At 71.1% G+C, this 11928-nt stretch carries 15 protein-coding genes; 3 read left to right on the forward strand and 12 right to left on the reverse strand.

Annotated features, from left to right (window positions below; translation table 11 throughout):
- Positions 1-165 precede the first annotated feature (165 nt).
- Complete coding sequence (locus tag AB0M28_RS17110; protein ID WP_365404702.1) at positions 166-1299, forward strand: epoxide hydrolase family protein; 1134 nt, start codon at positions 166-168, stop codon at positions 1297-1299.
- 15 nt (positions 1300-1314) lie between these two features.
- Here the strand turns inward: AB0M28_RS17110 and AB0M28_RS17115 are convergent, their stop codons facing one another.
- From AB0M28_RS17115 to AB0M28_RS17150, 8 genes are all read right to left on the reverse strand, one after another.
- On the reverse strand, positions 1315-2076 hold the full coding sequence (locus AB0M28_RS17115; protein WP_365404705.1) for an ankyrin repeat domain-containing protein: 762 nt from the start codon (positions 2074-2076) through the stop codon (positions 1315-1317).
- 150 nt (positions 2077-2226) lie between these two features.
- Positions 2227-2898 (reverse strand): hypothetical protein, encoded by a 672-nt coding sequence (locus AB0M28_RS17120; protein ID WP_365404708.1) that lies wholly within the window; start codon positions 2896-2898, stop codon positions 2227-2229.
- The gene (locus AB0M28_RS17125) at positions 2898-3665 is read right to left on the reverse strand and encodes an HAD family hydrolase (RefSeq protein ID WP_365404711.1); all 768 of its coding nucleotides are present in this window, start codon (positions 3663-3665) and stop codon (positions 2898-2900) included. The genes AB0M28_RS17120 and AB0M28_RS17125 overlap by 1 nt, the downstream gene beginning before the upstream one ends.
- A gap of 284 nt (positions 3666-3949) precedes the next feature.
- On the reverse strand, positions 3950-4270 hold the full coding sequence (locus tag AB0M28_RS17130; RefSeq protein ID WP_365404714.1) for a DUF1048 domain-containing protein: 321 nt from the start codon (positions 4268-4270) through the stop codon (positions 3950-3952).
- Between the two features lies 1 nt (position 4271).
- Complete coding sequence (locus tag AB0M28_RS17135; protein WP_365404717.1) at positions 4272-4628, reverse strand: DUF1048 domain-containing protein; 357 nt, start codon at positions 4626-4628, stop codon at positions 4272-4274.
- Positions 4625-4951 (reverse strand): PadR family transcriptional regulator, encoded by a 327-nt coding sequence (locus AB0M28_RS17140; RefSeq protein WP_365404720.1) that lies wholly within the window; start codon positions 4949-4951, stop codon positions 4625-4627. The genes AB0M28_RS17135 and AB0M28_RS17140 overlap by 4 nt, the downstream gene beginning before the upstream one ends.
- 144 nt (positions 4952-5095) lie before the next feature.
- On the reverse strand, positions 5096-5761 hold the full coding sequence (locus AB0M28_RS17145) for an SDR family NAD(P)-dependent oxidoreductase (protein ID WP_365404723.1): 666 nt from the start codon (positions 5759-5761) through the stop codon (positions 5096-5098).
- 217 nt (positions 5762-5978) lie between these two features.
- Positions 5979-6932, reverse strand: a complete 954-nt coding sequence (locus tag AB0M28_RS17150) for a cyclase family protein (protein ID WP_365404726.1) — start codon at positions 6930-6932, stop codon at positions 5979-5981.
- A gap of 203 nt (positions 6933-7135) precedes the next feature.
- Between AB0M28_RS17150 and AB0M28_RS17155 the strand changes: the two genes are divergently transcribed.
- Positions 7136-7750 (forward strand): AAA family ATPase, encoded by a 615-nt coding sequence (locus AB0M28_RS17155; protein WP_365404729.1) that lies wholly within the window; start codon positions 7136-7138, stop codon positions 7748-7750.
- A gap of 48 nt (positions 7751-7798) precedes the next feature.
- On the opposite strand, the gene AB0M28_RS17160 is transcribed toward AB0M28_RS17155, so the two are convergent.
- From AB0M28_RS17160 to AB0M28_RS17175, 4 genes are all read right to left on the reverse strand, one after another.
- Positions 7799-8596, reverse strand: a complete 798-nt coding sequence (locus AB0M28_RS17160; protein ID WP_365404732.1) for a hypothetical protein — start codon at positions 8594-8596, stop codon at positions 7799-7801.
- Between the two features lie 123 nt (positions 8597-8719).
- Positions 8720-9085: a metalloregulator ArsR/SmtB family transcription factor gene (locus tag AB0M28_RS17165; RefSeq protein WP_365404734.1), complete on the reverse strand. Its 366-nt coding sequence runs from the start codon at positions 9083-9085 to the stop codon at positions 8720-8722.
- 184 nt (positions 9086-9269) lie between these two features.
- Positions 9270-10985 (reverse strand): SulP family inorganic anion transporter, encoded by a 1716-nt coding sequence (locus tag AB0M28_RS17170; protein ID WP_365404737.1) that lies wholly within the window; start codon positions 10983-10985, stop codon positions 9270-9272.
- Entirely contained in the window at positions 10982-11323 is a 342-nt protein-coding gene (locus AB0M28_RS17175) for a metalloregulator ArsR/SmtB family transcription factor (protein WP_365404740.1), read from the reverse strand. The genes AB0M28_RS17170 and AB0M28_RS17175 overlap by 4 nt, the downstream gene beginning before the upstream one ends.
- Before the next feature lie 119 nt (positions 11324-11442).
- Here AB0M28_RS17175 and AB0M28_RS17180 point away from each other — a divergent pair, with 119 nt between their 5' ends.
- Positions 11443-11802, forward strand: coding sequence for a zinc ribbon domain-containing protein YjdM (locus AB0M28_RS17180; RefSeq protein WP_365404743.1), 360 nt, complete (start codon positions 11443-11445; stop codon positions 11800-11802).
- Positions 11803-11928: the final 126 nt, after the last annotated feature.

The raw sequence follows: 11928 nt of genomic DNA on the forward strand, positions 1-11928 counted from the left end.
TGGTCCCGCCGTACCGCGACCGGCGCCCGCTGGACGTGACGGACCTGGACGCGCTCCAGTTCGGCGGGGACGCGGGCGCCCCGGTGATCCTCGGCGGGGGCGGGTCGACAGGCTCGCCCCCGCTGCCGTCGTACAAGCTGGGATCGGACACGTCTGGAGACTCCTGTGACCCACCGCGCGCCCATGATCGCCGTCACCGAGGCCGAGCTCGGCGAGCTGCGCTCACGACTGCTCCGCACCCGCTGGCCGACCCCCTGGCCCGACACCGGATGGGAGGCCGGCACCGACCCCGGCGAACTGCGCCGCCTCGTCGCCCACTGGGCCTCCGACTACGACTGGCGCGCCCAGGAAGCCGCCATCAACGCCCTGCCGTCCCACCTCGCGGACATCGACGGAACTCCCGTGCACTACCTCCGCTTCGACGGCGAGCACCCCGGCGCCCTGCCGATCGTCCTGACGAACGGATGGCCCAGCTCCTTCCTCGAACTGACCACCCTCGCCCGCCGGCTCGCCACGCCGTCGCGGTACGGAGGCGACGCCGGGGACGCGTTCACGGTCATCGTGCCCTCGCTGCCCGGGTTCGCCTTCTCACCGCAGCGGCCCTCGCTCGCCGGGGCGCCGCAGACCCATGAGATCTGGCACCGGCTCATGCACGGCGAACTCGGCTTCGAGCGCTACGCCGCGCACGGCGGCGATCTGGGCGCCGGCATCACCTCCCGGCTCGGCGAGGCCCACCCCGAGGCGGTGGCCGGCATCCACCTGCTGGCGGTCGCCGCCCCGGCCGCCTACGACCCCGCCGGTGTCACGCCCGAGGAGCAGGAGTACCTCGACTCCGTCGCGCGGTGGTCCGCCGACGAGGGCGGATACCAGCACCAGCAGAGCACGCGCCCTCTCACCCTGAGCTACGGGCTGGCCGACTCGCCGGCCGGGCTGCTCGCCTGGATGGTGGAGAAGTACCGCGCGTGGAGCGACTGCGGGGGCGATCTGTCGTCACGGTTCAGCGACGACTACCTCCTCACGCAGGCGTCGCTCTACTGGTTCACCGGGACGGTCTCCACGTCCTTCCGGCCCTACTACGAATACGCCCGGGGGCTGACGCGGCGAGTGGAGCGGGTCGACGTACCCACCGCGCTCGCGGTGTTCCCCGCCGACCTCACCCGGCCGCCGCGCAGCTGGACCGAGCGCACGTACCACGTCACCCGGTACACCCGCATGCCCCGCGGCGGCCACTTCGCCGCCCACGAGGAACCGGAGCTCCTCGCGCACGACATCACGGAGTTCTTCCGCGCGCTGCGGTGAACATCGGGGGTGCGGCTACCGGTCGCCGACCGCCGGCGGGTAGGAGGCGAGGAGGTCGACGATGGCGGCGTGGCCGGTCTGGATGTCTGTCCACACGCGCGGTTCGCCGCCGCGCAGCACCTCGGCCACCAGCACCGCCGAGTCGTCCTCGGCGAACTCCTCGCGGACCACCACCCGGTCGCCGGGCAGCGCCTCGGCCAGGATGCGGGCGCGATGGCGGACCTCCCTGCGCAGGTCGACGCCCACCCAGGGCCGCGCCGCCTCCCGGGCGGTCAGCCCCTCGTCGTCGCGGGCCGTGGTGTCGGCGCCGGCCTGCACGAGCGCCTCGACGACCTGCAACGAGCCGCGGGCGGCCGCGCGGTGCAGCGGGGTACGCCCGGCCTCGTCGGCGACGGAGGTGTCGGCGCCGTGGCCGAGCAGCAGCCGCAGGGTCGAGGTGTGCCCGTTCTCGGCGGCCCACAGAAGCGCGGTGTTGCCGTCCCACTCCCGCAGGTTCACGTCGGCGCCCGCGGTGATCAGCTCGGCCACGGCCTCCGTGTGCCCCCAGCAGGCGGCCGCGCACAGGGGCAGCCCGTCCTCGTCCTGCGGCCCGGGCGCGTCGGGATCGGCCCCGTGCCGCAGCAGCACGCGCACCAGATCGGACCGCCCCTCGACGGCCGCCTCGTACAACGCCGCCCGCAGCCGCTCGGGCGGGTCGTCGCCCTGCTCGAGCAACTGGGTGAGGACCCGGAGGTCCCCCTCGTAGACGGCTTCGAGTAGCTCGGCGCTGCGGTCCATGGGGTTCAGTATCGAAGGCTCACCGGGGGCGGGGGCGGGCGGCGCGCCGTTCCGGTGATCCGCGGGCGGGCTTCGCGGCCGGCGGGGGTGCGAGACCTCGGCCTCGGCGGGGAGCAGCTCGCCGAGATCCTCCCCGCCGGCCCGTGCGCGCTAACTGTCGCGGCGGGGCCGGCTTCCCGCGCCGAGATCCCATGTCCGGAGTTCGCGTTGCGCGGTCCCGTTGTTGCCGAGCTGGAAGACGGCGAAGGCGGCCGGGTGGAACGCGAAGGCGTCGAAGGGCCCGCTCTCCAGATCGGCGAGGAAGTCGAGTCCGGCAAGGCCGACGGTGACGTGCGCGATGAAGTTCTCGCCGCTGTGATCGGGCACATACCGCTCGACATACTCGATGGTGTTCTCGTTGATCTCAGGCTCCTGCTCCGTGATCACGTAGGCGTCGGCGGTCCCGCCCTGCGCGACGAACGGCTCGACCGCGACGATCAGCGAGCGCTGCAGGTCGAGTACCCCTTGACCCGGCTGGACAACGATGCCGGCGAGACCTACCCCGGGGTAGGAAGCGACCTCCATGTGAGCAACCTTGACTCCGCGCAGCTGGAGCGAACCCTGATCCGCCGCGCCGATCACGCCCGCGACCGCGTCGAAGACGCGTTCGAGCTCGCTGGTGCGGACGTAACGCTGCAGCAGCGTGATGTGGGGCCGGTGCCGGGCATCGAGCGCGAAGCCGTCGGGAACGCTGGTGCGCATCTGCGCGTTCAGCGCCCCGGCCTGCTCCAGCATCGTCTCGTCCGGGAGCATGAGGATGTCGACGGCGGTGAGGTCGCTCATCAGAAGACCACTTTCCAGTCGTTCTTGATGCTGACCAGGGTCCATCCCTGGCGCTTCGCCTCCCCCACCGATTTCTCGGCAGCGGCCGTATAGGCGAATTCGCGCTCCTCGTCGTCGTGGACGAGGAGCATCGCGAACGTCGCGCACTCCAGCATCTCGATGTCGACGTCCGCGTTGCCGCCCGCGAAGGCCGGCATCCGGCCGGTCGTGGCGAAGATGTGCTCGGGCTTCCCCGGGCCCAGGGCGATCCCGCCCAGCACCTTGTCGGTCCGGTAGAGCTCGCCGTCCCGGTACTCGTACTGAGCGGCCGTCCCGATTACGTCCTCCCTGTTGAGGCCCCAGGCGTCCTCGGCGATCACCCGCATGAAGTCCCGGCCTCCTCCAGAGCAGACGAAGATCCGGAACTCGCACGACCTCAGCAGGTCGAAGAGTTCCAGCATCGGCCTGTAGACCAGCTCGGTGTAGCGCACGCCGAAACGCTCGGACTTCGCACCGTCCAGGTACCGCAGCACCTCGGCGTCGAACTCGCCTGGCGTCGCCCCGTGCCAGTTGCGGGCGAGCGCCTCCTCAAGTGCCATGATCGCGTCCGGGTGCTGCTGACCCACCGCTGCGAAGAAGTCGTGGTCCTGCTCGAGGATCGCCTTGTAGGGCTGCTTCTCGGCCAGCGAGGAATCCTGCCGGCCCGCCGCCGCCAGAGCACGGAAGATGAAGTCCAGCTGAACCGGCAACGGCTGCTCGACCCAGAGAGTGCCGTCATTGTCGAACACCGCCACCCGCGCCGCAGGCTCCAGATACCCGTCACCGGGGGGTCGTCACCCGGCGAACGAACTCGACAATGGCCCGCTTCGCAGTCCCGTCGTTCCAGCTCGCAAGCATTTCATCCATGCAGTGTCCTTCCGTTGCCTCGGCGCACCTCCGGACGTGGTGAGTTCGCCGACGCCATCCACATCGGAGGTCTTGGTCGCCCACGCTAATCTCCGGCTGACCATTCACAGCAGATCCCACCGTCTCGCCGTGTCGCCGCCCGACATGGGCCCGGCCGTCCCGGGTGTTACGCCTCGGCCGTGCCGGGTTCCCTGCCTGAGGATTCCTGGTAGACGTCCGCGTAGGTGCGGGAGTCCTTGATCAGGTCGTCGCAGAACGCGGCGACGTCGTTGCCGATGAGCTGCACGACCCCCTTGCCCGCCGCGGCGCCTTCCTCGAAGAAGTCGACGATCCCGGGGAGTACGTCGGGCAGGTCGACCGGTCCGACCTTGAACAGGTACTTCTGCATCTCCCTGTAGACGATCCGGTAGTCCTGAGGGAGCGCTTTGACCCGGGCCATGTGCGCCCGCCACTGCTTCTTGCCCTCGATGATGTCCTGGATGCTCACGTCAGCCTCCCAGCCGGCTCAGCTTCTTCGCGACGTTCCTGTTCAACTGCTCGCGCCACCGGTCGCGATAGGTTCGGGCCCCTTCCCCACCGGCCAGTGCCGTGCAGAAGCCCCCGATGTCGTCGCCGAGCACCTCGTGGACGCTCTGCCCGTCCGCCGCTGCCGCCTCCAGCAGTCCCAGGGCACCGTCGAGGATCGGCATCAGGTTGCGGCCGGTGAAGTCCCCGTAGGGGAAGAGGTGGGCGATGATCTCCCCCCACGCCGCCCGGTAGTCGTCCGGCAGGGCCTCGGCCCGGGCTTCGAACGCCTTCCATTCCCTGGTGAGATCGCTGCCGGTGATCCTCTCCCAGAAGTTCATCTCCCGCCCTCCTTGAGCTTGTTGATGCGCGACGAGACGTACTGCCATTTCGCCCAGAACTTGGCGAGTTCCGCGCGTCCGGCGTCGTTGAGCGTGTAGAACTTGCGCGGCGGACCGACTCCGGATGGTCGTTTCGCCACCTGGACGAGCCGGTTCCTCTCCAGTCTCAGCAAGATGGTGTAGACCGTCCCCTCGACGACGTCGGCGAAGCCGAGCTCGTTCAGCCGACGGGTGATGGCGTACCCGTAGGTCTCCTCACCGCCGATGATCTCGAGCACGCACCCTTCGAGCGTGCCCTTCAGCATCTCCGTCAGGTCCTCCATCCCGAATCCTCCTCGACCCCTCGCAGTACTGCGTAGCACTGAGTACCACTACAAAGTATCACCGAGTAGTGGGGGGGATGGCAGTGCGACGAGGGGCGATCATCCCGGCCCGCCCTCGCGCAGACGCCGAAGCGGGCGGAGCGATCAGTCGGGCATGGGCTCCGCGTAGTGCCGGAACTGCTTGCGGTCGGTGTGGATGGCGTACAGGCGCTCGGCCAGCACCGCCGGGCTGGAGTGCTCGGCGTCCGGGCTGATGACCCCGGGGATGATCAGCTGTGCGGCGTGGATGTTCCACGGGGCGAGCACGTCGTGGAGCATCCGGGCGTAGGCGCTCTCCGCGGCGAAGGCGATCGAGGTGCCGGCCCGCTCGGGGTTCGGGCGTACGGCGCTGCCGCCGTTGACGAACAGCAGCGTGCCGCGGCCGAGCGCCCGCATCCCCGGCAGGACGGTGTTGACGCAGGTGAGCGGGCCCCTGACGGAGAAGGCCAGCGGGGCGTAGAGATCGGACGCGCCGGTTTCGAGGACCGGCTTCATGAAGTCCGGCGGGGGTACCGGGCTGTACTGGAGGATCTCGACCGGCCCGAGCGTCTCGGTGGCCTCCTGAAGGGCGTCGACGAGGGAGTCGGGGTCCAGGACGTCGGCGGCGAACCCGCGGGCCTGGATGCCGTTGCTGCCCAGTTCGGCCGCCAGTTCGTCCAGGCGCTCGGCGCCGCGGGAGAGGAGCGCGACGCTGTGCCCGGCAGCACCGAATCGCCGGGCGCTGGCGAGCCCGAGGCCGGGGCCTGCGCCGATGAGAGCGTACGTGGTCACGGTGAGTCCTTTCGCGAGCTGTATACGAGGTGCGGGCCCGCGCCGGCGGTATGTCAGGGCTTGGGCAGCGCCCTGATCTCTTTGCGGAGGCCGCTCACGATCGAGCCTCACACAGGGGAGCAGGGGCGGAAAGCGGAGGAGACCCTCCGGGTAGGGCTCACCGCGTCGCCGCCCGCACCGTGGTGGGCGTACGGGACCCGCCGCGCGCCCGCGGCAGTCAGAAGGTGGCGATCGGGTTGACCGGGCTGCCCGACGTGCCGGCGAGGCGGACCGGTGCGACGGCGAGGTGGAAGTCCCACTGGCCGAGGTCGGCAGCCGTCGCCGCGCACGCCTCCAGGTCGCAGTTGTCGAGCATCCACAGACCCATCGCGACGAGGCTCACCGCGTGCACCGGCATCAACACCTCTTCGTACCCCGACGGCTGGACGTCCTGGGGAGTGTCGGCGCCGATCAGCGCGACCCCCCGTTCGTGCAGCCACGGCAGGCAGGACGCGTGCCAGCCGGCCTGCGTGACGCCGCCGGCCGTACCGCCCTCGTGGCGGGCGCGGCCCTGGCCGGTCCGCAGGAGTACCGCGTCGCCGGGTCGCACCCGCACACCCTGGCGACGCTCGGCCTCCTCGAGATCGGCGGGGAACACACCCTGTCCCGGTTCCAGCCACGGCGCATCGCGCACCCGCGCGACGTCCAGCAGCACCCCACGCGTGATGATCCCGTTCGCCGCCGCCGTGACGGCCGCCCACGCCGATCCCGTCGCCGCGTCGACCAACGAGTGCGAGCGCCCGTTGTACATCGCGCCGTCCCAGAAGATGTGGCACGGCGAGTCGAGGTGGGTGAGGGTGTTGCCGTGGAACGTGATGCCGAGCCGCTCGGACGAGAAGCCCCAGCGCCGGTCGGCATGGAATGCGGGCGGCATGTTCTCGGCACCGGGCATGTCGACGGCGTACGGGCACGTCGTCGTCGACCGTTCCATGTCCGCCGGTACGGCGACCTCCCATGCGCACGACACGCTCCTGCCGTGGCGTACGGCTCGCGCCGCCGCCAGCCGTACGCCGTCGGTGATGTGGTTCAGCGTGCCGAGCTCGTCGTCGTCGCCCCACCGTCCCCAGTTCGACAGCGTGCGGAAGTATCCGAGCACGTCGTCCTGCGTGGGCATCGGTCGCCCTGCCGTCATCCCAGCATCGACTCCTCCGGTCACGCGGTTCCGGGCACCAAGGCAGGCTACGGCACACCCGTGATGGCGTGTTGCCGCCTGCGGCAGATAGGGGGAACGCTCCGCTCGATGGCCCAGCGGCGCGGACTTCTACGTCCCGAAGGGCGACCCGTGGCACCGAAAACGACTGGCTCCGCCATGGAAGTCCTCCCTACGCTCGGCCGATGAGCGCCGCGTCCAGTGAGCCCGCATCCGATCTGCTCTTCGTCACCGGGCCGCCGGCGGTCGGCAAGATGACGGTCGGGCAGGAGATCGCCGACCGGACGGGGTTCCGGCTGCTGCACAACCACCTGACCATCGAGCCCGTCCTGCAGCTCTTCCCCTTCGGCAGTGCCCCGTTCAAGCGCCTGGTCGGCGACTTCCGCCGGCGGTTGGTCGAGGAGGCGGCGGCGAGTGACCTGCCGGGCCTGATCTTCACCTATGTGTGGGCCCACGACGTACCCGAAGACCACGCGGTCGTGGAGCGTTACGCCCAGTGCTTCCGCGTACGAGGGGGCCGCGTGCTGCATCTGGAGCTCACCGCCGAGCTGCGGGAGCGGCTCAGCCGCAACACCGGGCCTTCGCGGCTCGCCGCCAAGCCGTCCAAGCGGAACGTCGACGCCTCCCGCCGCAACCTGCTCGACCTCGACGCCCGCCACCGCCTCAACTCCGAGCCCGGCGAGCTCGACGGCTGGGCGGATGCCAGTCTGCGGATCGACAACACGCACCGCTCCCCGCAGGACGTCGCCAACGAGGCCATCGACCACTTCGGCCTCGCTGTGCCTCGCGAAGCACCTTGAGGCGAACCCGGGATCGAGATCCGTTGTCGCCGCCGGTGGCCGCGGGTATCACCCGCTCGGTGGCTGGGAGCCGTCCTGGTCCTTGTCCTGCTGCTGGGACTGCTGGGACTGGCTGGGGGCGCCGGCGATGGCGTTCTGGAAGCGGGTGCGGAGGCCGTTCCAGCGGGCGTCGTGACGGTCCGCGCGGCGGGTGGCGCGGGTGAGCTTGTGCGGGCGGCGGCCGTAGAAGCGGTGCGCCCAGGGTGAGGTGGGACGGGCGAGGCGGATCGCGCCGATCGCCCCGACCACGGGGATGACCACGCCGATCACGCCCATGCGGAACTTGCCCTTGGCGAACGCGACCACGGCGATGAGGGTCCCGATGATGAGGTTCACCGACCACACGGCCAGCCCCTGCTCCTCCGGCCCCCCTCCGTCGTCCACGTCGAAGGGGGACGAGCCCAGCAGCACCATGCCGACGACCACGACCGTCAGCACGGTGACCTCGACCGAGGTGCGGCCCTGCTCGCTCCAGTAGACGTCGTGCAGGTGGACGATCAGGGCGAACTCGTCCAGCACCAGACCGGTGCCCATACCGAACACGACGGCGGCCACGGACCTGGCGACCACGTCCTCCCCCACGAAGATCGCGCCGAAGCCCCCGATCACCATGAGGACGACTCCCGGCACCACATGGTGGATGTGCATCCCGCCGGGGTTGACGTTCCGGAACGGTCCCCGCCCGGCGCGGATCATGCGGGTGATGCCGCGGGTGACGAGGAAGGTGACCACCAGGGCCGCCAGCGCCAGCAGCGGGGGCACCCGGCTGGTGTCGACCATGGTGAGGGTGAGCCGGCCGTCAGCCATGCCGCGTGTGCGCCTTTCGCCTTGATCCATGGGCCTTTCCGGATCATTGTGGCGAAAGGCGCGACGGACCGCCCGCCGCCTCGCCGCACAGCGGGCGTACGCCCCGTGATCCGGCAAGGGTGGTCAACTCCCCGAGGGCCCCGCCGGTGGCGGCTCCTGCGTGCCGGCCTCCCGCAGATCGGCCAGCAGTTCCGCCTGGCCGGCCAGCACCCCGGACAGGATCGCCCGGGCCACCCGCAGCAGTTCGGCCACCTGCGGAGAGGTCAGCGAGTAGTACACCGTCGAACCCTGCCGGCGGGATGCGACCAGGTTCGCCCGCCGCAACACCGCCAGCTGCTGGGACAGATGGGCCGGCTCCACGCCGATCTCGGGCAGCATCTCGGCGACCGCGTGCTCGCGGACACTGAGCAGCTCGAGCACGCGGATGCGGACCGGGTGTCCCAGGGTTTTGAAGAAGTCCGCCTTCAGTTGGTAGAGCGGTGCGCTCACGGCGACATCTCCTCCCGAGGGGAGAAGGACCGGCGCCGCGTCCGGCCCGGCATCGCGCGTCGCATCCACCCGAGCGTCTTTGGCATGCCGCCCATCTTGACCCGGATCGATCGGGCTCATGACCCGGACACGGGCAGGAGGCAGTGCCGCGGGCGAACGCGGACGTGCCGGCGCTGCCCCGGGGTCAGCGGGCGGTCTCCTCGCGGGGGCTGTGCTGGACGGGCAGGATCCCGGCGGACTGCAGACGGCCCCGGGCGGCGCGGATCGCGTCCGGGGTGGTGGGGTACTCGCCGCCCTCGCGGCGTAGCAGGTCCAGCGCACCGACGGAGTCCAGCACGCGGTGCTGTCCGGGGCGTATCCCCGAGATCAGCACCGCGATCCCGCGCCGGTTCAGCTTCTCGACCGCGTCCTTGAGCACCTGCGCACCGGTCGCGTCCATCGTCGTCACCCGGGACATCCGCAGGATCACCACCCGCACGTCGGCGACCTCGCTCAGCTCCAGCAGAAACCGGTGGGCGGCGGCGAAGAACAGCGGTCCGTCCAGCCGGTACGCCACGATGTGCTCCGCCAGCAGCGCCCGCTCCTCCTCGGAGTGCGCACCGGGCAGCTCGCCGGCGACGTCGACCTCGTCGAGCCGGACCTGCTCGGCCACGGCACGCAGCGCCAGCGCCCCGGCCACCACCAGGCCGATGATCACGGCGTAGACCAGGTCCAGCGCCAGGGTGGCCGCGGCGGTCAGAACGAAGACCACGGCGTCGGAGCGCGTGGCCCGGGTCATCGCCCGCACGCTGCCGACCTCGACCATCCGCACCGCGGTGGCCAGCAGCACGCCGGCCAGCGCGGCGAGCGGGATCTGCGACACCAGCGGCGCCGCGGCGAAAACGATCACCGCGAGCACGGCGGCGTGGGTGAGCGCGGCCAGCCGGGAGCGGGCTCCGGTACGCACGTTGACCGCCGTACGGGCGATCGCGGCGGTGGCCGGGACCCCGCCGAACATCGGCGCCGCCAGGTTCGCGATGCCCTGGCCGAACAGCTCCCGGTCCGGGTCGTGCTTCTGGCCGACCGTCATGCCGTCCGCCACGGTCGCCGACAGCAGCGACTCCAGCGCGGCCAGCGCCGCGACCGCCACGGCGGGGGCGAGCAGCGACGACAGGGCGGTCGGGTCGAGGAAGCCGAGCGACGGCGCGGGCAGCCCGGCCGGCAGGTCGCCGATCGGCGTCGCGTCCAGGCCGATCAGGCGTACGGCCAGGGTGGCACCGACCACGGCGAGGAGGGAGAACGGGACGGTGGGCCGCCGGCGCGCTCCGACCAGCATGACCGCGGCGACCCCGAGCGACAGACCCAGCGCGGTCCAGTCCGGTGACGAGGCGAAGTCCGTGATCGCCCGCCAGGCCACGAGGAGCACCCGCTCGCCCTCCGGCCTGGCCACCCCGAGTGCGTCCGGGACCTGCTGCAGGCCGATCACGGCCGCGATGCCCAGGGTGAAGCCCTCCACCACCGGGGCCGGGATGTACCGCATGTACTTCCCGGCACGGGCGAGGGCCAGACCGATCAGCATCAGGCCGGCCAGGAAGCCCACCGCCAGCACGCCGCCGGCCCCGTACCGGGCCACGATCGGCACCAGCACCACCGTCATCGCGCCGGTGGGCCCGGACACCTGAAGGTTCGAGCCGCCGAAGAGCGCCGCCAGGGCGCCGGCCACCACGGCCGTCGCGAGCCCCGCCTGCGCGCCCAGTCCGGAGGAGACGCCGAAACCCAGCGCCAGCGGCAACGCCACGATCGCGACCGTGAGCCCGGCCAGCAGGTCCCGCCTCGGGTTCCGGCGCATGGCGGCGAAGTCGGCCGGGGCGGGCAGGAGGGAACGCACCGGGCGCCAGGCCCGGCCGAGCAGCGCATTCACCCCGCGCCGACCTCGGCTTCCCGCAGCTCGGCCAGCAGCTCCCCCTGCCCCGCCAGCATCTCGGTGAGGATCCTCCGCGCGGCGCGCAGCAGCTCGGCGACATCCCCGCCCGCCAGCTCGTACACCACGCTGCCGCTCTCCCGGGTGGAGCGCACGATGCCGGAGCGGCGCAGCACGGCCAGCTGCTGCGAGAGCGTCGGCGGCTCCACCTCGATCGCCGCCAGCAGGTCCCGGACCGGCAGCGGGCCGTCCTGCAGCAGCTCCAGCACGCGGATGCGCACCGGATGCCCCAGCATCCGGAAGAACTCGGCCTTGGCCTGGTACAGCGGCACCGACACGAAACCGCCACTCCCCTCACATGCGTCACCGGCGGCGAACTCCGACGGACACACTATCTAGCCAATTGCATAATTTTGCAATTTGCCATTCCGGCGGATGGTCCACCTATGCTGGTGACGTGAACGAGAACCTTCCGCCCTGCCCGGAGTGCTCCAGCGAGCACACCTACGAGATGAACGCCCTGATGGTGTGCCCGGAGTGCGGCCACGAATGGGTGCCCGCCGCCGACGGCGGGACCGGGCCGGACACCGCGGACGCACCTGTGGTGAAGGACGCCGTCGGCAACGCGTTGCGGGACGGCGACACCGTCACCGTGGTCAAGACGCTGAAGGTCAAGGGCAGCCCCTCGGGGATCAAGGCCGGCACCAAGGTCCGCAACATCCGACTGACCGACGGGGTCGACGGACACGACATCGACTGCAGGATCGACGGGTTCGGCGCCATGCAGCTGAAGTCCAGCGTGGTCAAGAAGGCGTGACCGGAGGCCCCGCTGAGGCTCTCCCACGTGAACGGTGGCGACCGGCGAAGGGCCGCTCAGGTTCTTTCAATGTGAACGCGAAGTGGCCCGTACGGCCTGTTCGGTGACCCGCAGTCGAACCGAACC

Source organism: Streptomyces sp. NPDC051940, from assembly GCF_040680895.1.
Lineage (GTDB): Bacteria > Actinomycetota > Actinomycetes > Streptomycetales > Streptomycetaceae > Streptomyces.

Coding starts and splice junctions, on each gene's coding strand:
- AB0M28_RS17115 (WP_365404705.1), bottom strand. CDS start 2,076: ATGGACCGCAGCGCCGAGCTACTCGAAGCCGTCTACGAGGGGGACCTC.
- AB0M28_RS17120 (WP_365404708.1), bottom strand. CDS start 2,898: ATGAGCGACCTCACCGCCGTCGACATCCTCATGCTCCCGGACGAGACG.
- AB0M28_RS17135 (WP_365404717.1), bottom strand. CDS start 4,628: ATGAACTTCTGGGAGAGGATCACCGGCAGCGATCTCACCAGGGAATGG.
- AB0M28_RS17140 (WP_365404720.1), bottom strand. CDS start 4,951: ATGGAGGACCTGACGGAGATGCTGAAGGGCACGCTCGAAGGGTGCGTG.
- AB0M28_RS17150 (WP_365404726.1), bottom strand. CDS start 6,932: ATGACGGCAGGGCGACCGATGCCCACGCAGGACGACGTGCTCGGATAC.
- AB0M28_RS17155 (WP_365404729.1), top strand. CDS start 7,136: ATGAGCGCCGCGTCCAGTGAGCCCGCATCCGATCTGCTCTTCGTCACC.
- AB0M28_RS17160 (WP_365404732.1), bottom strand. CDS start 8,596: ATGGCTGACGGCCGGCTCACCCTCACCATGGTCGACACCAGCCGGGTG.